Raw genomic sequence first — 22,919 nt, 5'->3', positions numbered from 1 at the left:
TGGAGCCATGAACGACACCACGCTGCCCACCACCGCCGTCCAGGCCGCCGGCCCCGACCACGAACCCTCCGGTACGCGCCGACGCCGCCTCCGCCACTTCCTCCGGCACCTCGCCGAGATGACCGTCGCGATGCTGCTCGGGATGCTGCTGCTCGGTCCGGTCTGGGAGGTGATCGCCACTGGGCTGGGCCGCGCCGACGTGCTCGGACGCCCCGACGTCGACGCGCTGGTGATGGCGACCAACATGACCCTGGGAATGTCCATCTGGATGCGTCACCGGGGGCACCGGTGGGGCCCGGTCGCGCAGATGGGCGCGGCGATGTACGTCCCGTTCCTGCTCTTCCTGCCGGCGTACTGGCTCGGGGCGGTCTCCGGGGAGATCCTGCTGATGGCCGGGCACCTGCTGATGCTCCCGGCCATGGTGCTGGCGATGCTCCTGCGCCGCGACGAGTACACCCGGCACCACACCACCGCCGCCGCGACCGGCACCTCCGAATGGGATGCGGCGTCCTCCGGCGACGGCGCGGTCGGCCGTACCGCCCGGCGGATCGTCGCGATCCTGAAACACCGCTGGCCGACCTGGTTGGCCCTGGTCGTCACCATCGACAACTGGATCGACCCGTTCGTCCTCGGCCCGTGGGTGATGCTGGTGCTGCCGATCGGCTACCTCCTGATCGGCGCCGTACGGCGGCAACTGGGCAACCCGTGGATGCTGGCACTGCAACTCGGTGGCCTGGTCGGGTACCTGGGGCTGGCGGTGGCCGCCGCGAACGCCTCCGACGACCTGGCCCGGTACCTGATCGGGGCCGGCTGGCTGGCCCACTCGTTCTGGGACCTCGCCCACCACCGCGCCAACCGGGTCGTGCCGCGCGGCTTCTCGGAGTGGTGCGCCGTGGTCGACGCGGTGATCGGGATCAGCATCATCTTCCTGGCCTAGCCGGACCCGGTACGGGACGGGCGGACTCGCCACCGCTTCCGGTTTAGGTTAGCCTAACCTGCACCCCAGCTAACGGAGGAGTACCGCGCGTGACCACCGGCAGTCCCTCGGCGCGTACGGTCCTGGTCGGGGCCATCACCGGCCAGACCCGGCACGTCGCCGCCAGCGCGGCGCTCAGCGCCGGACACCAGGCCGGCGAGGCGCTCATCCCGGTGCTGATCGGAGTGGTCATCGACCGGGCCGTCGGCCGGGGCGGCATCGCCGACCTGATCGGCTGGATCGGCGTACTGGCCGGGATGTTCGCGGTGCTCTCGGTCAGCTTCCGACTCAGCGCCCGGACCGGGGAACGCGCGGTCGAGCAGGCCGCACACCAGCTCCGAATCGCACTGACCCGACGGATCCTGGACCATCGTGGCGGCTCCGAGGCCGGTCAGCTACCCGGTGCGCTGGTCTCGATCGCCACCGGCGACGCCGACCGGGTCGGCACGGTCAACCGGGCGCTGCCGGTCGGGATCGGGGCGCTCACCGGTCTCCTGGTCGGTGGTGCGGCACTGCTGGTGGTCTCGGTGCCGCTCGGCCTGCTGGTGCTGATCGGCGCGCCGCTGCTGCTCTGGCTGGCCCACCTCCTCGGCCGTCCGCTGGAGCGACGCAGCCACGCCGAGCAGGAACGTGCGGCGTACGCCTCCGGAGTCGCCGCCGACCTGGTGGCCGGGCTGCGGGTACTCAAAGGGCTCGGCGCGGCCCCCGCCGCAGCCAACCGCTACCGACGGACCAGTCAGGACTCCCTCGCCGCCACCATCCGGGCGGCCCGGGCCCAGGCCTGGTACGACGGCACCATCCTCGCCGTCACCGGACTCTTCGTCGCGGCGGTCGGCCTGCTCGGTGGCCGGCTCGCCGCCCAGGGTGAGCTGACCGTCGGTCAACTCGTCGCGGCCGTGGGCCTGGCGCTGTTCCTGCTCGGCCCGCTCTCCACCTTCGGCTGGGTGAACGCGGAGTTCGCCCAGGGTCGCGCCTCGGCCGCCCGGATCGCCTCGGTGCTCGGCGCCCCGCAGGCGACCCCGGACGGCACCGGCCGACCGGCCACCCCGGTCCGCGGCCGGATCGACCTGCGCGACGTCCGGTCCGGCACGTTGCGCGGGGTCAGCCTGCACAGCGCGCCGGGCGAGCTGCTCGGAATCGTGGCGACGGATCCGGCCGTCGCGGCCGACCTGCTGCGCTGCCTCGGCCGCGACGTCGACCCGGACACCGGCACCGTGGAGTTGGACGGCGTCGCGCTGCACACCCTGGACCCCGCACACCTGCGGGCCGCGATCCTGGTCGCGCCGCACGACGCCGACCTGTTCGAGGGCAGCGTGCTCGACAACGTGGGCGCGGCCGCCCCGGCCGGGGGCGACGTGACCCGGCCGATGGCCGCGGCCGACGTGGACGAGCTGGTCCGGACCCTGCCCCAGGGTGTCGACACCCCACTGGCCGAGCGCGGACGGTCGCTGTCCGGCGGACAGCGCCAGCGGGTGGCGCTGGCCCGGGCCCTGGCCGCCGAGGCGCCGGTCCTGGTCCTGCACGACCCGACCACGGCGGTCGACGCGGCCACCGAGGCCCGGATCGCGGCCGGACTCCGCTCGCTGCGACAGGACCGGACCACCCTGCTGGTGACCACGAGCCCGGCGCTGCTCTCGATCACCGACCGGGTCGTCCTGGTCGACGAGGGCACGGTCCGCGCCGAGGGCAGCCATCCGGACCTGGTACGCGACCACGCCGACTACCGGGCCTCGGTGCTGACGTGACGACCCGTACCCCCGAAGACGTGATGACCGGTACCGCAGCACCAGCCCAACCGGACCGGTCCTCAGGAGGAGTTCCCCCGATGAGCCCCAGCGCCAACCCCGGCCAGCCGCAGCGCGAGTTGCTGCCGACGGCGACCGGACGGCAGGTCCGCGCCACGCTGGCCGAGCTGATGCGCGGGCGCCGGTTCCTGGCCGTACGCGCCTTCGGGCTGCTCGTCGCATCGACCGCGGTCGGCCTGCTCACCGCCCCGGTGCTGGGCCGGATCGTGGACCTGGTCGTCGACGGCCGACCGGCGAACGCGATCACCGGACCGGCGCTGCTGCTCGGACTGATCGCGCTCGTCCAGGGGGCGTCGCTGGCGCTCGGCCTCTCCCTCGTCGCCCGGCTCGGCGAGGGGATGCTCGCACAGCTGCGGGAACGGTTCATCGACCGGGTCCTGGACCTGCCCCTGGAGCAGGTGGAGCGGGCCGGGTCCGGCGACCTGACCGCACGGGTCACCGGGGACGTCACGGTGATCGCCGAGGCGGTCCGGAACGCGCTGCCCCAGCTCGCCCGGTCCCTGCTGACCATCGGCCTGACCCTGGTCGGGCTCGCCGTGCTGGACTGGCGGTTCATGCTCGCCGCCCTGCTCGCGGTGCCGGTGCAGCTGCACACCGTCCGGTGGTACGCCAAACACGCCACCCCGCTGTACGCCAGCCAGCGGGTCGCGCTCGGAGTCCAGCAGCAGCAGTTGCTCGACACGGTTGCCGGGGCCGGCACCGTACGCGCCTTCCGGCTCACCGAACCGCACCTGGAGCGGGTCGCCGGACGGTCCAACGCCGCCGTCGACCTCACCCTGCGCGGGATCCGGCTGATGACCCGGTTCTTCGGCCGGCTCAACATCGCCGAGTTCATCGGGCTGAGCGCCGTCCTCGTCACCGGTTTCCTACTGGTCCGCGCGGACGCGGTGAGCGTCGGCACGGCGTCCGCCGCCGCCCTGTATTTCCACAACCTGTTCGGTCCGCTCAACGCCGCGCTCAGTCTCGTCGACGACGCGCAGTCGGCCGCCGCGAGCCTGGTCCGGCTGGTCGGGGTCACCCGGCTGCCCGCCGCACGTCGGGAGGAGGGCCGGCCGGTGCCGGTGGACGGCACGATCGAGGCCAAGGACCTGCGGCACGCGTACACGCCGGGCCACGACGTGTTGCACGACGTGACGATCAGTGTCGCGGCGAACGAACGGGTCGCGCTGGTCGGAGCCAGTGGCGCCGGCAAGACCACCCTGGCGAAGCTGATCGCCGGCATCCACCAGGCGAGCGGCGGCACCATCCGGCTCGGCGGCGTACCGATCGACGACCTCGGCGCCGCCGTGGCCGGCCGGACCGTGGCGCTGATCAGCCAGGAGGTGCACGTCTTCGCCGGGCCGCTCGCCGAGGACCTGCGGCTGGCCGGGCCGGACGCCACCGACGACGATCTGCTCGCCGCCCTCGACCGGGTCGGCGCGCTCGGCTGGGTACGGGCCCTGCCGGACGGGCTGGCGACGGTGGTCGGCGACGGTGGACACCGGCTCACCGCGGCCCAGGCCCAGCAACTCGCGCTGGCCCGGCTCACCCTGGCCGCGCCGCCGGTGGCGATCCTCGACGAGGCCACCGCCGAGGCCGGCAGCGCGGGTGCACGCCTGCTGGAGACCGCCGCCGCCCGGGCCCTGGACGGGCGTACCGGGCTGGTGGTCGCGCACCGGCTGACCCAGGCGGTGAGCGCGGACCGGATCATCGTGCTCGACGCCGGACGGGTGGCGGAGACCGGTACCCATGACGAACTCGTCGCCGCCGGTGGCCGGTACGCCGAACTCTGGGCCGCCTGGGCCGGCACCCGTCAGAACGGGTCGACGCCGGAGCACGACGGTCGGTAGGGCGCACGATCGGCGACCTGCCGCGCGCACGCTCTCGCCCTGCCCCGTCGTACCCGGCTGGCATGCTGCACGGGTGACGCCGCCGCAGATCATCCGAGGGGACGCGACCAACCCGCAGGCCAAGGGGCCGAAGATAATCGCCCACCTCTGCAACGACATCGGCGGCTGGGGCAAGGGTTTCGTGCTGGCCCTGTCCCGACGCTGGCCGGAGCCGGAACGCGACTACCGGCAGTGGCACCGCCACCGCGCCGAGAACGACTTCGGGCTCGGCGCGGTCCGTCTGGTCCGGGTCCGTCCCGACATCTGGGTGGCGAACATGGTCGGGCAGCGCGGCACCCGGCACGGGTCGGCCGGGCCGCCGGTCCGGTACGACGCGGTCGAACGGTGCCTGACCATCCTGGCCGACCACGCCCGGGAACTCGGCGCCTCGGTCCACATGCCCCGGATCGGTTGCGGTCTGGCCGGCGGGCGTTGGGAACGGATCGAGCCGATCGTCGTCGCCACGCTGGGGCAACGCGACGTGCGCGTCACCGTCTACGACCACGACTGAACACCGTCAGCCGGTCACGTCCTCCATCCGCTCCCGCAGGCTGCGCGGTCGCAGGTCGGTCCAGTTCTTCTCCACGTACGCCAGGCAGTCGTCCCGGGACTGCGGCCCGTCGACACCGAACGCCACCGACCAGCCGGTTGGGATTTCCACAAAGGACGGCCACAGGGAGTGCTGCGCCTCGTCGTTGACGAGCACGACGTACTGCCCCTCGGGGTCCTCGAACGGATTGGTGGTCATGGTCTGTCTCGTTCCTCTCCTCGGTCGGCGTAATCGCCGCAGTGCAGGTCAGGTCAGGGATGGACGGGTGTCGCGTCGGCACCGGGTGACGGGGTTCGGGCGCCGAGCGCCGACAGGGGCGTGTCGGGCCGGGCCACCGCCGCCGCGAGCAGGTCGAGGAGGCCGTCGGTGAGCTGCCGCGCGGTCTCCGGGTCGAACAGCTCGATGGCGTAGTCCAGTTCGCCGTGCACCGGACCGTCGCCGAGCGGCTCGTAGAAGCTGACCGTCAACTCGGCCCGGGTCGCTCCGGTCGGCACCGGCTCGATCCGCAGCGCCGCGGCCCCGTCCGGGCCGGCCAGCCGCGCCTCCTCGTGGTGCACCAGCATCACCTGCGGCCCGCTCCAGCCGGCCGGCAGCACCTGCCGGACCGCGTCGAACGGCACCTCCTGACGGTCGAACGCGCTCAGGTCCGCCTCCCGGACCCGGGCCAGCAACTCGACGAAGGTCGGATCCCCGCCGGTGTCGGTCCGGAGCACGACCGGGTTGACGAAGCAGCCGACGAGATCGGCCAGCTCCTCCTCGGTCCGGCCGGCCACCAGCGTGCCGACCGGGATGTCCGGGCCGGCGCCCAGCCGGTGCAGCAGCGCCGCGATCGCCGCGTGGAACACCATGAACATGCTGGTGCCGGTCTGCCGGGCCAACTCGTCGACGGCCCGGTGCGACGCCGCGTCCAGCACGAACTCGACCCGGTCGCCCCGCCCGCCCGGCAACGCCGGTCGCGGCCGGTCGGTGGGCAGAACCAACCGCTCCGGTACGCCGGAGAGCGCCACCCGCCAGTAGTCGAGCTGCCGGGCGTACCGGCTGCCGGGGTCGCCCGGATCGCCGAGCAGTTCCCGGGACCAGTGCGCATAGTCCGGATAGCCGACCGGCAGCGGCACCCAGTCCGGGGCCCGTCCCGCCAGCCGGGCCGCGTACGCGGTGCCGAGATCCCGGACCAGCGGCACCACGGACCACTCGTCCACACCCAGGTAGTGCATCGTCAGCAGCAGCGCCTCGGCGTCGCCGGCCGGACCGGTCAGCAGCCAGGCCCGCAGCGGCGGCTCCCGGGTCAGGTCGACACCGGTCCGGACCAGTTCGCCGATCCGGACGTCGAGTGCTTCGCCGCTGTCGGGCAGCACCTCCAGGACCGGTCGGTCGGCGGCCGACACCGGCACCGGTTCCCCGGCGTCGCCGACCGCCAGGACGGTACGCAGCGGCTGGTGCCGGTCCCGCACGTCCCGCAGGGCCGCCGTCAGCGCCGGCACGTCCAAGGTGGGGTGCCCCTCGGCGGTGATCACCAGTGCCAGGTCCCACCGGGCCGGCTCCGCCGACGTCCGGTGCCGCTCCCACCAGCCGCGCTGCACCGGTGCGGCGAGCGGGGTCGTACCCGGTGCCGCCGGTCGGAGTGCCGGGCGGTCCACACCGGCCCCGGCGACCCGCTCCGCCAGTCCGGCCACCGTCGGCGCGTCGAAGATGTCCCGGACGGCCAGGTCCACCCCGAGCGCCGCCCGGATCCGGCCGAGCAGCCGCATCGCCGCCATCGAGTGGCCGCCGAGGGCGAAGAAGTCGTCCGAGATCCCCACTTCGGGCAGTCGGAGGACCTCGGCGACGAGTCCGGCCAGCGCCCGCTGGGTCGGGGTGACCGGGCGCTCCTCGCCGGCCAGTGTGGACCAGTCCGGGGCCGGCAGCGCCCGCCGGTCCAGTTTGCCGTTCGCGGTCAGCGGCAGCGGTCCGGGCAGGGCCAGCACCACGGCCGGGACCATGTAGTCCGGCAGCAGTCCGGCCGCGTGTGCCCGTACCTCGGCGGGGTCGACCGGGGCATCGGCCGGTACGACGTACCCGACGAGACGGGTCAGGTCGGCGCTCCGGTGCACCACCACCGCCGCCTGCCGAACCCCCGGGTGTCGGGCCAGCACGGCCTCGATCTCGCCCAGCTCGATCCGGAACCCCCGGATCTTCACCTGGTCGTCGACCCGGCCGAGGAAGTCCAGGATCCCGTCGGCGCGCCAACGGGCCCGGTCACCGGTGCGGTACATCCGGCCGCCGGCCGGGCCGTACGGGTCGGCGACGAAGCGCTGGGCGGTCAGCCCGCGGCGGCCGAGATAGCCCCGGGCCAGTCCCCGGCCGGCGACGTACAGCTCCCCCACCACACCGGGCGGCACCGGGCGCAGCCGCTCGTCCAGGACGTACGCCCGGGTGTTCGGATCCGGCTGCCCGATCGGCACCGGCCCGCGCCAGTCCGGTTCGGCGCGCCAGAGCGTGGAGTTCACCGTCGCCTCGGTCAGCCCGTAGGCGGCGAACAGCCGCAGCCGCTCCGCCCACCGGCCGATCACGTCCGGCGGCACGGTCTCGGTGCCGACCAGCACGGTCAGCCCGGCCGGCAGCGGACAGTCCGCCGGCAGCGCCGAGACCAGCGACGGGGGCAGGATGGCGTGACTGACCCGCTCCCGCTCCAGCAGGTCGATCAGCGGCCGGCCGGGCGAGCGGGTCTCGTCCGGCGCGATCACCAGTCGGCCTCCGGCACAGAGCGCCATGGCCAGTTCGAAGACGAAGACGTCGAACCCGGTCGAGGCGAACTGCAGCACCCGGGAGGTCGCGTCCACTCTCATCCGGTCCTCGGCGGTCGCGACCAGGCTGGCGATCCCCTCGTGCGGCACCACCACGCCCTTCGGCCGGCCGGTGGAGCCGGAGGTGTAGATGACGTAGGCCGCGTGGTCCAGCCCGACCGGCACCGCCGCCGGGACCGGTTCGTCCGTCGCCGGTCCGCCGGCTTGAACCGGTTCGGGGCGGATCGGGTACGCCAGCAGCCGGGACACGCCGGCCAGCTCCGGCAGCCGCTCGGTAGTCTCCGGGGTGGTCACCACCACGCCGGTGCCGGAGTCGGTGACCATGAACGCCAGCCGGTCGGCCGGGTGGCTCAGGTCCAGCGGCAGGAACGCGGCACCGAGCCGCAGTACGCCGAGCACCGCCGCCACCGTCTCCATCGAGCGCGGCACGGCGACGCCGACCACCGTCTCCGGACCGATCCCGTACGCCGCCAGCCGCCGCGCCATCCGGGCCGCCTCGGCGTCCAACTGGGCGTACGACATGGTCCGCTCGCGGTCGACCAGCGCGACCGCGTCCGGGGTCTGCGCGACCCGGCGGGCGAACAGGGCCGGCAGGGTCTCCTCCGGCACCTCCCGCCCGGTCGCGTTGAAGTCACCCAGCACCCGGGTCCGCTCGTCGCCGACGAAGACGTCGACCCCGCTCAGCGGCAGCACCGGATCGGCGGCGACCGCCGTGGCGAGCCGGCGCAGCCGGGCCCCGAGCAGCTCGACCGTGCTCCGGTCGAACAGGTCGGTACGGTACTTGAGCAGGCAGGTCAGCCGGTCATCGTCGTCCGGGCCGGCATCGGGGTGCCGGGCGCCCTCGGCGATGTCGAAGACCAGGTCGAACTTTGCGGCCGGCGTCTCGACCGGCTCGTCGACGACGGTCAGACCGGCCAGGCCGGACCAGTCGGCGGTGCGGTTCCGGTGCACCACCATCACCTGGAACAGCGGGTTGCGGGACACCGAACGGGCCGGGTTGACCGCCTCCACCACGGCCTCGAACGGCACCTCCTGATGGGAGAACGCGGCCAGGTCGGTCTCCCGGATCCGGGTGAGCAGTTCGGTGAAGGTCGGGTCGCCGGACACGTCCGCCCGGAGTACGAGCGTGTTGACGAAGAAGCCGACGAGGTCGTCGAGGGCCGCATCGCCCCGGCCGGCGATCGGCGCACCGAGCGGGATGTCCGTACCGGCGCCGAGGCGGTGCAGCAACGCCGCCACCAGGGCGTGCACCACCATGAACAGACTGGTTCCGGTGTTCCGGGCGAGCCGGCGCAGCGCCGCGCCGACCTCGGCGGGCAGCTCGACGGGAAGTTCCGCACCGGACGGGTCAGGCTGACCCGAGCGGGGCCGGTCGGTCGGCAGCACCAACTCCTCCGGCGCTCCGCTCAGGGCGGTACGCCAGAAGTCGAGCTGCCGGGCGGACAGGCTGCCCGGGTCCGCCGGATCGCCCAGCAGTCGACGCTGCCAGAGGGTGTAGTCGGCGTACTGGACCGGCAGGGGCGGCCAGTCCGGCGCCCGTCCCGCCGACCGGGCCGCGTACGCCGTGCCGAGGTCGCGCAGGAACGGCCGGTCCGACCACTCGTCGGTGGCGATGTGGTGCAGCAGCAGCACCAGCACGTGCTCGTCGACCCCGCCCGACGGGGCGTCACCGGGGGCGACCGCGATCAGCGTGGTCCGCAGTGGCAGCTCGGTGGTCAGGTCGAACGGGCGCCGTACGGCGTTCCGGACGATCCCGGCCACCTCGGCCGGAGCGGCGGGAACTGTCTCCAGCACCGGTCGGGCGTCGGCGACCGGAACCACCCGCTGGAACGGGCGACCGTCGCGTTCCCCGAAGACCGTCCGCAGGGTCTCGTGCCGGCCCGTCAGGTCGGCGAGCGCGGCACGCAGCGCCGGGACGTCCAGCGCCCCGCGCAGCCGTACCGTGATCGGGAAGTTGTAGGCCGCCGACTCGGTGGCCAACTGCTGGATCATCCAGAGCCGCTGCTGGGCGAAGGAGAGCGGCAACTCGGCGGGGCGCTCGGTACGCACCAGCTCGGCCCGGACGGCTTCGGTGCCGCTGTCCGGTCCGGCGCCGTCCGGTCCGGTGCCGGTCGGATCGGTCGGGTCGGACGCTCCTGGAAGCCGCTCGGCAAGTTCGGCGACGGTCGGGGCCTCGAACAGGTCCCGGATCGCCAACTCGGCGCCGAGCGCCACCCGGGCCCGACTGATCAGCCGGATGGCCAGCAGGGAGTGGCCGCCGAGGTCGAAGAAGTTGTCGTCGACACCGACCTGTGGCGCCCCGAGCAGTTCGGCGAAGAGGGCACAGAGCACCTCTTCCCGCCGTGAGCGGGGAGGCCGGCTGGTCGTACCGGTCCGGACGGTCGGCGTCGGCAACGCCGCCACGTCGAGCTTGCCGTTGACGGTCAGCGGCAGCCGGTCCAGCGGCACCAGCGCCGCCGGCACCATGTAGTCGGGCAGCCGCCGCTTCAGATCCGCCCGCACCGCGACCAGTACGTCGTCGTCGTCCGCTTCCGTCCACTGTGCACCGCGTACGACATAGCCGGCGAGCCGACGTACGCCGTTGCCGGCCGACGAGTCCACCAGCACGGCGGCGTGCGCCACCCGGGGGTGCTCGGCCAGCGCCGCCTCGATCTCGCCCAACTCGATCCGGTAGCCCCGGATCTTCACCTGGTCGTCGGTGCGCCCGAGGAAGTCCAGGTTCCCGTCCGGCCGGCGCCGGACCAGGTCACCGGTGCGGTACATCCGCTCCCCCGGTGCGCCGTACGGGTCGGCGACGAAGCGCTGCGCGGTCAACGCGTACCGGCGGTGGTAGCCACGGGCCAGCCCGATGCCGCCGATGTACAGCTCACCCGGCGCACCGGGCGGCGTCGGCCGCAGGTGGGCGTCCAGCACGTAGGCGCGGGTGTTCCAGATCGCCCGGCCGACGGTCGGGGTGGCGCTGTCGGTGGTGCCGCCGCCGAGCGTGTTGATGGTGTACTCGGTCGGCCCGTACAGGTTGTATCCGAGCGTTCCGTCGGTGTCCCGCAGCCGGCTCCAGACCGCCTCGGAGACCGCCTCGCCGCCGAGCAGCACCAGCACCGGCCGGTGCCGGCCGGCGTCCCCGATCTCGCCGGTGTCGCCTGCGCCCCCGGTTTCGTCGGTGTCGTCGTCCCGGTCGAGTAGTCCCTCCTCGATCAGGTGGTGGGCGTAGCTCGGGGTGACGTTGACGACATCGATCCGGTGCCGGTCACAGTAGGCGACCAGGGCCGGTGCGTCCCGGCGCAGCTCCTCGTCGCAGACGTGCACCTCGTGCCCCTCGACCAGCCAGAGCAGTTCCTCCCAGGACATGTCGAAGGCGAACGAGACGGTGTGCGCGATCCGCAGCCGTCGCCCACCGGCCGCTGCCACCGTCGGGTCGAAGATCGCCTCCCGGTGGTTGAGCTGCATGTTCGTCAGCCCCCTGTACGGCGTCACCACACCCTTCGGCCGGCCGGTGGAGCCGGAGGTGAAGATCAGGTAGGCGGGGTGCGACAACCGGTCCGGATCGGTCCGGGCGAACCCGGCCGGCAGTTCGGCGTCGCCGAGTTCGGCACCGGAGAGCTCGGCCAGCTCGGCGAGCACCGCCGATCCGTCCAGCGACACCACCGGGGCGGCCGTTCCCGGCAGCGTGGGCAGCACCGACGTCACCGACAGCAGGCACATCGGTTCGGTGTCGCCGAGCACGAAGGCCAGCCGCTCGGCCGGATGGTCCAGCTCCAGCGGCAGGTACGCGGCGCCGGTCCGCAACACGGCGAAGAGCGCCACCACCATCTCGATCGAGCGCGGCAACGCGAGCGCCACCACCTGCTCCGGGCCGGCACCCCGGGCGATCAGCAGCCGGGCCAGCCGGTTGATCCGGGCGTCGAACTCGGCGTACGTCAGGGTCCGGCAGGCGTTGACCAACGCCACCGCGTCCGGGGTACGGGCCGCCTGGGCTGCCAGCAGGTCCGCGACCGACTCGGTGCCGACCTCGTGCCGGGTACCGTCCCACTCCTGCGTCAGCTCGGCACGCTCGGCCTCGGTGAGCAGGTCGAGCCGGCCGACCGGGGTCTCCGGATCGGCGACCAGCCGCACCAGCAGGCCGACGAACCGATCGAGCAGGGCCTGCGCCACCGGGCCGGGAACCACGTCGGGACGGTGGTCGAGCGCGATCCGGATCCGTTCCGCCGGGGTGACCACCAGGGTCAGCGGGAAGTGGGTGGCGTCCACGCCGTCCACCGCCGCGATCCCGTGCCGGTCCCGGAGCCGGGCCGACTCGCCCTCGTCGACGAAGTTCTGCAACACGTAGAGCGTGTCGAAGAGCCGGGCGTGCCCGGTCGCCCGCTGCACCGCACCGAGCCCGAGGTGATCGTGCGGCATCAGCTCGATCCGCCGCTCCTGTAGCCGGCGCAGCAGGCCGAGCACCGACTCGGTGGGGTCCGCGGTGACGCGTACCGGCACGGTGTTCAGGAACAGCCCGATGATGTTCTCCACGTGCGGGATGTCGCCGTGCCGTCCGGCGACCGTCATCCCGTAGACCACGTCGGTCCGGCCGAGGTGTCCACCCAGCACCAGGCCCCAGGCCGCGCTGAGCACCGTGTTGAGGGTGAACCCGTGTCGGCGGGCCAGGCCGCGCAGCCGTTCCCCCAGCACCGCCGGCAGTTGGGTACGACGGCGTTCCGGAACCACCGGCGCCAGGGTCGCCTCGGGTGCGACCAGGGTCGGCTCGGCGAGCCCGGCGAGGGCGTCCCGCCAGGCCCGGCCGGCAAGCTCGGCGTCCTGGGCCGCGATCCAGTCGAGGTGGTCCCGGTACGACCCGGCCGGCGGCAGCTCCCGGTCGTCGCCGTCCCGCTCGTAGAGCGTGAACAACTGCTCGACGAAGAGTTCCTCGGACCAGCCGTCCCAGAGCACCAGGTGGTGGCTGACGATCAACCGGTCCCGGTCGTCGCCGAGCCGGATGATCAGCAGTCGGCACAGTGGCGGGCTGGTCAGGTCGAACCGGCGGCGGCGGTCGGCGGCCATCAGCTCGGTCATCCGGACCCGCTGGTGCTCCGGGTCGAGCCCGGAGAGGTCCACCTCGGTCACCGGCAACTCCGGAGCCACCCCGATGAACTGCACCGGCTGGGCCAGTCCCTCGCTGGTGAACCCGGCCCGCATGCTCGGGTTGCGGGCCAGTAGCGCGGCGCCGGCCCGGCGCAGCCGGGCCAGGTCCAGGCGGTAGTCCAGGTCGAAGGCGTCCTGAGCGGTGTAGACGTCGAGCGCGGCGGTGTCGTAGCTGGCGTGGAAGTACAGCCCCTCCTGCAACGGCGAGAGCGGCCAGATCTCCGCCACCGGAACCGGGCTGGTCCGCACGATCCGGTCGATCTCGGCCCGGCTCAGACTCAGCCCGGCGACCGCGCCGTCCAGTCCGGCGGTCCCCGTCTCCGGCCCGCCGGTTGCGGCGGTGAGCTGGCGCAGCGCCGCGATCCACTCGGCGCTCAGCTCGGTGACATCCGGCTCGGCGAGCAGCCCATCGGGCCAGGTCCAGGTGGCGGTCAACTCCGGCCCGGCCGGAGTCTCCGTGCTGACCGCGTCGACCTGGAGCAGATGCGCCAGGTCCAGCCCACCGTTGACGGTGGCGATGGCGTCGGACTCCGGAGCGGGCGTCCAGTCCGCACCCGATCCACCGGGGAACCGGCCGTAGTAGTGGAACAGCACCTGGGCCGAGGCGAGACCGGCGAGGATCGGCGCCGCCTGGGCGTTGAGGTACCGCAGCATGCCGTACCCGACCCCACGGTCCGGTACGGCCCGCAGCCGTGCCCCGACCGCCCGCAGTACGTCGGCCGGGTCGGCCCCGGCGGCCAGGCGTACCGGCTGCACGCTGGTGAACCAGCCGACCGTACGGGACAGGTCGAGGTCGGGTCGGATGTCCTCCCGGCCGTGCCGTTCAAGGTCGACGAGGAGTTCGACGTCGGCGTCCCGGCCGTGCCGTCGGTGCCACCGGGTCACGGCGAGCCGGAGGGCGGCGAGCAGTACGGCGGTCACGTCCCCGTCGACCGTCGCCGGTACGGCGGTGAGCAGCGGCGCCGTGTCCACCGGGTCGAGTCGTACGACGTGCTGACGGGCCGGTACGCCGCCGCTGGGCGACCCGGCCGGCAACGTGACCGGCGGCAGTAGTTCCGCACCCGGGGCCAGGGTCTCGGCCCAGTGCGCGAGTTCGGCCAACCGTTCCGGCTGGTGCGCCTGCTCGCCGAGTACCCGGGCGAACCGGCGCAGCGACGTACCCACCGGGGCGAGTTCCGGGGCACGGCCGGTCGTCACGGCTGTCCAGGCGGCGGCCAGGTCCTCGAAGAGGATCCGCCAGGAGACGCCGTCGACCACGAGATGGTGGGCGGTGAGCAGCAGCCGGCCCGGCCGGTCACCGGCATCGAACCAGACGACCTGGAGCATCGTGCCGGCGTCGGGGGCGAGCCGCTCGGTGGCGGCGACGGACTCGGCGGTGAGCAGTGCGCGTACGTCCGCGTCCGCCAGCCCGGTCACGTCCACCCGGCGTACCAGATCGGCGGCGCGGATCGTGCCGGCCGGGGTCGTCTCGAGCGACCAGAGCACCGACGCGATCCGGCGCAGCCGGAGCCGGAGCCCGTCGTGGTGGTCGAGTACCGCCTGCAACGCCTCGGTCAGCGAGTCGAGGTCCGCTCCCGCCGGCGCGACGAGCAGATTGGCGAGGGTGAACCGGTCGATCGGCAGACCGGTCTCCCGGAGCCAGTGCACGACCGGCAGCAGCGGTACGTCGCCCACCCCGTCCGAGGCGGTCACCACCTCGCCGGGAACGGCGGGCGGCGCCGGCATCGGCGCACCGGCCCCGGCGGGCCCGGTGCTCCCGGTGCCGATCGGCAGCGCGGCGGGTGCGGTGCCCGTCGACGGCGACGCGCCCCCGGTACGGACCCGCTTCGCGGCCTCGGCGGCCTCGGCCGCTTCGGCGAGCGCCCGAGGCGTCCGGTGCCGGAGTACGTCCCCGGGGGCAACCTCCAGACCCTGCCGGCGGGCCCGGCTGGACACCGCAATGGACAGGATGCTGTCACCGCCGAGCGCGAAGAAGTCCTGGTCGACGCCGGCCTCTGGCACCCCGAGCACCGCCGCGAAGACCTCGCACAGGATCCGCTCGGCGCCAGAGCGTGGTCCCGCCACGGCACCGTCCGGCCCGGCCGAGCCGCCAGCCGGGTCGGAGCCCGGCCCTGACCCGCGGCCCGAACCGTCGGCGATGCCGGCACCCGAGCCGGCCGGCCCAACGAAGACCGCAGGATCCGAACCATCCGGCCCACCGGAGACCGCAGGATCCGAACCGGCCGGCCGCCCCGAGACCGCACCAGCCGAACCGGCGCCGCCGCCGGCCACGTAGGACGGCGGGGCGTCCGGCGCCGGCAGGGCGGCACGGTCGAGTTTGCCGCTGAGGGTCAGCGGCAGCGCGTCGAGCAGCACGAATCCGCTCGGCACCATCGGCTCGGGCAGCGCGGCGAAGGCCGCCGTCCGGACCGCCCGCACGTCCAACCGGGTCCCGGCGGCCGGCACCAGGTAGCCGATCAGGCGGGACCGGCCCGGCCCGTCGGCGCGCGCGAGGACGACTGCCTGGGCGACTCCGGGTACGTCCCGCAGCACGCTCTCGACCTCGCCGAGGTCGATCCGGTGGCCACGGATCTTGACCTGGTGATCGGTCCGGCCGACGTACTCCAGTACGCCGTCGGCACGCCACCGTACGACGTCACCGGTGCGGTACATCCGCTGCCCGGCCGCACCGTACGGATCCGCGACGAAGCGCTCCGCGGTCAGCCCGGGGCGATGGTGGTACCCGTGCCCGAGTTGCGCCCCGGCGACGTACAACTCGCCGGGTACTCCGGCCGGCACCGGACGGAGGCAGTCGTCGAGGACGTACAGCCGGGTGTTCGCCACCGGCCGGCCGATCGGCACGGTACGGCTGGATCCGCCGTCGTTCGCCCACCAGGTGACCTGCACCGCCGCCTCGGTCGGCCCGTAGAAGTTGTCCAGCGCGGTGCCGGTCAGGGCGTGCCAGCGCCGGGCGAGTTCCGGGGTCAGCGCCTCGCCGCCGCTGGACACCCAGCGCAGCGTGGCCGCCCAGCCCGGATCGGCGGTGACCTCGTCGGCGAGCAGGAACGCCTCGACCATCGACGGTACGAAGGTAACCGTGGTGACCCGGTGCCGGCGGATCAGTCCGGCGAGCCGGGTCGGGTCTCCGGCGGCGTCCGGCTCGGGCAGTACGACGGCGGCGCCGGCGTACAGCGGCCAGAAGATCTCCCAGACCGAGGTGTCGAAGGCCGCCGGTGCCAGTTGCAGCATCCGGTCCCCGGTGCCGAGCCCGAACTGCCGCTGCGACCACTCCAGCTGGCTGACGATCGCCCGGTGGCTGACCAACACTCCCTTCGGCCGCCCCGTCGACCCTGAGGTGTAGATCAGGTACGCCGCCTGCTCGGGCGACAGGATGTTAGGAAGGGGCCCTTCTTCTACAGAATGCGATAAGAAGGGGCCCTTCCTTTCACCGACCAGCAGGAGGGTGACGCCGTCCGGGTGGGGCAGCCGGGTCATGGCGTCCACCGTGGACAGGATCGCCCGGGCGCCGGAGTCGGCCAGCACGGCGGAGAGCCGGTCCCGGGGGTGTCCGAGGTCCAGCGGGAGGTACGCCGCACCCGCGCGGAGCACGCCGAGCAGCGCCACCACCAGTTCCGCCGACCGGGGCACCGCCACCGCGACGATCTCGCCCGGCCGTATCCCGCGCTCGGTCAGGCGTCGGGCCAGGACGCCGGCCCGGCGGTCCAGCTCGGCGTAGGAGATCTGCCGCTCGCCGTCGATCAGCGCGATCGCGTCCGGGGTACGGGCGGCCTGCGCGGACACCGCCCCGCCGAGCGTCAGCGACGGCACCGCGACGGTCGGGCCGGCCAGCCGGACCAGCGCCGATGCCCGGTCGGCGGCCGACAACAGGTCGATCCGGCCGACCGGTCGGGTCGGCTCGGTGACGACGGTGCGGAGGATCTCGGTGAGGCCGGCCCGGAGTTGACCGATCGTCCCGGGGTCGATCCGGGCCGGGTCGTACTCGATGGTCAGGTCGAGCTGACCGGCCGGCGACACCAGCAGCGTGACGGGATAGTGGGTGGCCTCGCGGAACTCGACCCCGGCGAGTTCCAGGCCGCCGGCCCGGTTCCGCCCGGCGGCGTCGGCCGGGTAGTTCTCGACCACGACCAGGGTGTCGAACAGTTCGCCGCCGCCGGCCAGCCGCTGGATCGCCGGTAGCCCGAGGTACTGGTGGTCGAGCAGTTCGGACTGCTCGCGCTGAAGCCGGGCGACCAGGTCGACCAGGGGTTCGGACGGGGCCCAGCGCAGCCGTACCGGCAGGGTGTTGATGAACAGCCCGACCATCGACTCGATGCCGTCCAGTTCGGCCGGTCGGCCGGAGACGGTGCTGCCGAACACGACGTCCCGTCGGCCGGTACGCCGGCCCAGCACGATCGCCCAGGCGGCGTGCACGATGCTGCCGACAGTCAGCCCGGCGGCCCGGGCCCGGCCGGCGAGACCGGTGGCCACGGTCGCCGGCAGGACCACCTCGGCCCGCTCGGGCTGGAACAGGCCTTCGACTCCGGAATCGGAATCGACTCCGGGACCGGAATCGGACTCGACTTCGGGGCCGGGCTCGTCGCCGAGCCGGGTCGGGCCGTCCAGACCGGCCAGCGCGGTACGCCAGGCGTCCTGGGCCGCCGCCCGGTCGCGGCCGGCGAGCCACTCGAAATAGCGCCGGTACGGGGTGACCGGAGCGAGTCGGGCCGGCTCACCCGCCGGGGCGTACCGGTCGAGCAGGTCCCGCAGGGTCACCCCGGCCGACCAGCCGTCGGTGACGATGTGGTGGTGGGTGAGCAGCAGCGTGTGCCGGTCCCGCTCGCGGCGGACCAGTACGCAGCGCAGCAACGGCGGACGGGTGAGGTCGAACGGGGCGGCCCGTTCGGCCTCGGCGAGGCCCTCGAACTCGGCCGCCCGCGCCTCGTCGGCGTACCCGGTCAGGTCGACCTCGCGCCACGGCAGGGTGATCCGGTCGGCGACGAGTTGGATCGCCCGCCCGTCGGCGAGTTGCGGGAAGCCGGTCCGCAGTGGTGCGTGCCGGTCCAGGACGTCCTGAGCGGCCCGGCGCAACGCGTCGGCGTCGAGCGGGCCACGCAGGTCGAGCACCTGCTGGACCCGGTACGGATCCCGGTCCGGGCCGGCGGCGACGGCGTGGAAGAACAGCCCCTCCTGGAGCGGGGTCAGCGGCAGCAGGTCGGCGATCGCCGGCCCGTTCGCGGCCAACTCGTCGACGTCGTCCTGGTCCAGCTCCAGCAGCGGGAAGTCCGACGGGGTGGGGCCGCCGGCTCCGGGCTGTGCGGCGTGCCGGATGAGCGCGTCGAGGGCGGCGAACCAGCCCTGCGCCAGCTCGCGTACGTCGGCCTCCCGGAGCAGTGCGTCCGGCCAGGCCCAGGTCACACCGAGCCCCGGCCCGTCCGGATGGTCCTCGGTGAAGGCGTTGACCTCCAGGGTGTACGGCGCCACCGGCATTCCCGCGTCGAAGCCCCCGGCGAGCAGGCCCATCCCGGGCAACGCGGTCCAGCAGCCGTCCGCCGAGGAGTCCACCCCGAACCGGCCGAGGTAGTTGAAGCTGAGCTGCGGTCCGGGTAGCTCGGCCAGCACGGCGGCGGTGTCGGGGTTGAGGTGCCGGAGCAGCCCGTACCCGAGACCGTGGTCGGGAATCGCCCGCAGCCGCTCCTTGATCCGCTTCAGCGCCCGGCCGGCGTCCGGGCCACCGGCCAGCGCCCGGTCCAGGTCGATCGGTCCGGGGTCCAGCCGGACCGGGAAGATGCTGGTGAACCAGCCGACGGTGCGGGACAGGTCGACCCGGTCGGCGATCTGTTCCTCCCGACCGTGTCCCTCCAGCGCCACCAGCGCCGGCACCGGTTCCCCGGTTCCCCGGCGGCGCCGCCAGTGCGCCAGCGCCAGCGCGAGCGCGGTGAGCAGCACGTCGTTCACCCCGGCATGGAACGCCGACGGGATCGTGGTGAGCAGCGGCGCGGTCTGCTCGACCGGCAGCCGGAGGGTCAGCCGCCGGACGGTGCCGAGGTCACCGACCGGATCCAGCGGGCGGTCCGCCAGTGCCGGGTCGGGACCGCGCAGCATTTCCATCCACAGTGGAAGCTCGGTCAGCCGGTCCGACGACGCGTCGGCGTCGAGCAGTTCGGACCAGCGCCGCAGGGGCGTACCGATCGGGTCGAGCCGAGGTGGCCGGCCGGCGGACACGTCGGCCCAGGCCGCCGCGAGGTCCGGCAGCAGGATCCGCCAGGACACCCCGTCGACCACCGCGTGCTGCACGACCACGACCAGTCGGCCGGTCCGCTCCCGGCCCGCGTCGAGCCAGACCGCCTGGACCATCGCCCCGGCCTCGGGCGACAGCCGGGCACCGGCGGACTCGGCGGCAACCTCGATCCGGTCCCGCAGCGCCTCGTCGGTCAGCCCCGCCACGTCGAGCCGGTGCAGCCGGTCCGCCGCCGGCACCGTGCCCGGTGCCGACACCACCAGCCGGCCGGGTACCTCCGGCGTGGCCCGGACCAGCCGGGACCGCAGCACGTCGTGCCGGTCGATCACCGTCTGCAGGGCGGCGGTCAACCGCTCGGCGGTCGCGTCGGCGGGCACCCGGACCGCGAGCCACTGGCTGAACGCGTCGATCGGCCCGCCGCACTCGTCCAGCCAGCGCATGATCGGGGTCAGCGCGAACTCGCCGACCCCGGCCCGGGGGTCGTCCTCGCCCGCCCGGGGCAGCGGCTCGGCCGCCGGAGCCAGTTCGGCGACGGTACGCCGCTGGAAGACCTGGCGCGGAGTGATCACCAGGCCGGCCTGCCGGGCCCGGATCACCAGCTGGATCGAGACGATGCTGTCACCGCCGAGGGCGAAGAAGTCGTCGTCGACACCGACCTCGGGCAGCCCGAGCACCTCGGCGTAGAGCGCGCAGAGCACCTCCTCCCGGGCGTCCCGGGGTCGGGTGCCGGTGGTCAGGGCCGCGAAGTCGGGGGCGGGCAGGGCGGCCCGGTCCAGCTTGCCGCTCGGGGTGACCGGCAGCCGGTGCAGCGGCACGAACGCCGCCGGCACCATGTGGTCGGGCAACCAGCTCCGGGCGTACGTCCGCAGCGCCGCCATCAGCGCGGCCACGTCCCGGAACGGCGCCGGCCGGTTGGCGTACCGGGCCAGTTCTGCCGGCCGCACCGAGCCGGGGCGGTACGCCGGGCCGGACACCGCCGCTGCCGGGTGACGCAGGATCAGGTCGAGGCTGCCGTCGTCGGCCGTACCGGACCAGGTGACGGCGACGTCGTAGCCGAGCCGACCGGCCAGCTCGTACACCGCTTCCGGGTCAACCCCCGCCGGGTCCGGCGACCCGGCATCGCCGGACAGCTCCCGGTAGGCGGCGACGTCGGTGCCCAGCCGCGCGTTCGGTACCCCGGTGACCCGCAGCGCCACCGGCCGCTCCCGGTCCAGCCGCTCGGCCAACCCGGTCAGCCCGGCCGGCTCGGCGGTCCAGGGCAGCTCGACGACGTCCTCGCCGCCGCCCGGGGCTCCGGACGCCGGGTCGGTGCCGGTCCGCAACACGGCGTCGTACCGGTAGCGGGTCAGTTCGTTGTGGTCCCGGCCCCGCTTCACCCACAGGTCGACCCCGCCGACCGCCGGCAGCGCGCCGGCCAGGGCCGCGAAGAAGTCGGGATCGAGCAGCAGTTCACCCTCCCAGTGCAGGCCCTGCTCGACGGCGGCCAGCGCGGCGTCCGTGCCGTCGTTCCCGGACCGGCGGCGCCCCGCCTCGATCGCCCCGCGCAGCGGGCGGTGCAGTCGCAGGTTGCGCACGTCGCCGACGAAGACGGCACCGCCGGGCGCCAGCAGGCCGACCGCCCGGCGCAGCACGTCGACCAGGTAGTCGACGCTGGGAAAGTACTGCGCCACCGAGTTCAGCACGATGGTGTCGAAGAAGCCGGTGGGCAGCCCGTCGGTCACGTCCGCCGGCTGGGCCCGCAACTCGATCCGGCCGGCCAGTTCGGGGACCTCGGCCACCTGGCCGCGCAGCGCGTCGACCGCGGCCCGGGACAGGTCGGTGCCCCAGTACGACTCCACCTCCGGCGCCACCCGGGCCAGCAGCAGGCCACTGCCGACACCGAGCTCCAGCACCCGACGCGGGCGCAGCGCCAGGATCCGCCGTACCGTCTGGTCCCGCCAGTCACGCATCTGGTCCAGCGGAATCGGCTGGCCGTCGTAGCTGCTGTTCCAGCCGGTGAAGTTCTCCCCGAACCGTTCGGTACGCCCGGCCGTGTAGAGCAGTTCGTGCAGCCGCTCCCAGTCCCCCACCCGGTCGGACTCGGCGTCGGCGTCCCGGCTCGGCGTCCGCTCCCCGTCCAGCGCCGGTACGACGTACGCGGCGAGCCGCTGGTCACCCGCCCGCCCCTCCCGGGCCAGTACGGCGACCTGGCCGACCGCCGGATGCTGCGAAAGTACGGATTCGATCTCCCCCGGCTCGATCCGGTAACCACGGATCTTCACCTGGTCGTCCGCCCGGCCGAGGAACTCCAGTCGCCCGTCGGGCAGCCAGCGCACCAGGTCACCGGTCCGGTAGAGGCGCCCGCCGGCCGGGCCGTACGGGTCGGCGACGAACCGCTGGGCGGTCAGTCCCGGCTGACCGAGGTAGCCCCGGGCCAGGCCGGTTCCACCGAGGTACAGCTCGCCGCTCGCGCCCACCGGCACCGGTCGCAGGGCGGCGTCGAGCACGTAGCAGCGGGTACCCGGATCGGGGCGCCCGATCGGCACCACTCCGCCCGGAGACGTGTCGGGGTCACACTCGCCGAGGGTCGAGTTCACGGTCGCCTCGGTCGGCCCGTACGCGTTGAACATCGGCCGGTCCCGGGCCCACCGGGCGACCAGTTCCGGGGAGACCCGCTCGGTGCCGGCCAGCAGGGTCGCCCCGGCCGGCAGGGTCAGGTCCCTCGGCATCGCGGCCAGCAGCGCGGGCGGCAGGATCATGAAGGTCACGCCGTGCCGGTGGGCGTACTCGGTCAGCGCCGGGCCGGGCACCCGGCGCTCGGCCGGCACGATCACCAGCCGGCCGCCGGAGAGCAGGCCGAGGCAGAGGTCCCAGAACGCCACGTCGAAGCTGGGCGAGGCGAACTGCAGGACCCGGCTCTCGGGCCCGACGCCGAGCCGGGCCGCCTGGGTGGCCACCAGTTTGGCCACTCCGGCGTGCGAGACGACCACGCCCTTGGGCCGGCCGGTCGAGCCGGAGGTGTAGATGACGTACGCCGCGTTCTCCGGCGTCAACCAGGTACCCCGGTCGGCGTCGGTGGGCTCACGATCGGGCTGATCGCTGTCGGACAGCTCGTCGAGCGCAAGACCGTCGGACAGCTCGTCGAGCAGCAGTCGGGGCAGGTCCGGGGTGTCCGGCAGGCTTCCGGCCAGCGCGGCGGTGCTGACCAGGCAGACCGGCCTGGCGTCGGCCAGCATGAAGCCGATCCGCTCGGCCGGGTAGTCCTGGTCCACCGGCAGGTAGGCGCCGCCGGCCTTGAGGACCGCCACCTCGGCCACGATCATCTCCACCGAGCGGGGCAGGCAGAGCGCCACCACCCGTTCCGGGCCGACGCCCCGGGCGAGCAGGACCTGCGCCAGCCGGTCGGCCCGGGCGTCCAGTTCGGCGTACGTCAGCTCGACGTCCTCGCAGACCACCGCCACCGCTGCGGGTGCCCGCCGGACCTGCTGCGCGAACAGTTCCGGCCAGGTCGCCGGGGCCGCGGGGCGGACGGTGTCGTTCCACTCGACGAGGATCCGTTGCCGCTCCACCGTGTTCAGCTCGCCGTCCGCGCTGTTCAGGTCACTCTTGGGCACGACGAA

General features: G+C 74.0%; 6 protein-coding genes. 4 read left to right on the top strand and 2 right to left on the bottom strand.

What is annotated here, in order from left to right; translation table 11 throughout:
• The first annotated feature begins 7 nt into the window (after nt 1-7).
• The 4 genes from H4W31_RS28095 (at nt 8) to H4W31_RS28080 (ending at nt 5,160) form a co-directional block, all read left to right on the top strand.
• A complete protein-coding gene (locus H4W31_RS28095; protein ID WP_225945723.1) occupies nt 8-937 on the top strand; it encodes a hypothetical protein in 930 nt (309 codons plus the stop codon).
• An 89-nt stretch (nt 938-1,026) separates the two neighbouring features.
• Nucleotides 1,027-2,721, top strand: a complete 1,695-nt coding sequence (locus tag H4W31_RS28090; protein ID WP_192769378.1) for an ABC transporter ATP-binding protein — start codon at nt 1,027-1,029, stop codon at nt 2,719-2,721.
• An 80-nt stretch (nt 2,722-2,801) separates the two neighbouring features.
• On the top strand, nt 2,802-4,610 hold the full coding sequence (locus H4W31_RS28085) for an ABC transporter ATP-binding protein (protein WP_192769377.1): 1,809 nt from the start codon (nt 2,802-2,804) through the stop codon (nt 4,608-4,610).
• A gap of 73 nt (nt 4,611-4,683) precedes the next feature.
• A complete protein-coding gene (locus tag H4W31_RS28080; protein WP_318783444.1) occupies nt 4,684-5,160 on the top strand; it encodes a macro domain-containing protein in 477 nt (158 codons plus the stop codon).
• Nucleotides 5,161-5,166: 6 nt separating this feature from the next.
• Here the strand turns inward: H4W31_RS28080 and H4W31_RS28075 are convergent, their stop codons facing one another.
• Nucleotides 5,167-5,397 carry an MbtH family protein gene (locus tag H4W31_RS28075; RefSeq protein WP_192769375.1) on the bottom strand — a complete coding sequence of 77 codons (231 nt, stop codon included), beginning with the start codon at nt 5,395-5,397 and terminating at the stop codon, nt 5,167-5,169.
• A gap of 53 nt (nt 5,398-5,450) precedes the next feature.
• Nucleotides 5,451-22,913, bottom strand: a complete 17,463-nt coding sequence (locus H4W31_RS43190; protein ID WP_318783443.1) for a non-ribosomal peptide synthetase — start codon at nt 22,911-22,913, stop codon at nt 5,451-5,453.
• Nucleotides 22,914-22,919: the final 6 nt, after the last annotated feature.

The sequence above is a fragment of the Plantactinospora soyae genome (genome assembly GCF_014874095.1).
Taxonomy (GTDB): Bacteria; Actinomycetota; Actinomycetes; order Mycobacteriales; family Micromonosporaceae; genus Plantactinospora; species Plantactinospora soyae.
This window is presented reverse-complemented; position numbering and strand designations above follow the sequence as displayed.

Coding starts and splice junctions, on each gene's coding strand:
- H4W31_RS28095 (WP_225945723.1), top strand. CDS start 8: ATGAACGACACCACGCTGCCCACCACCGCCGTCCAGGCCGCCGGCCCC.
- H4W31_RS28085 (WP_192769377.1), top strand. CDS start 2,802: ATGAGCCCCAGCGCCAACCCCGGCCAGCCGCAGCGCGAGTTGCTGCCG.
- H4W31_RS28075 (WP_192769375.1), bottom strand. CDS start 5,397: ATGACCACCAATCCGTTCGAGGACCCCGAGGGGCAGTACGTCGTGCTC.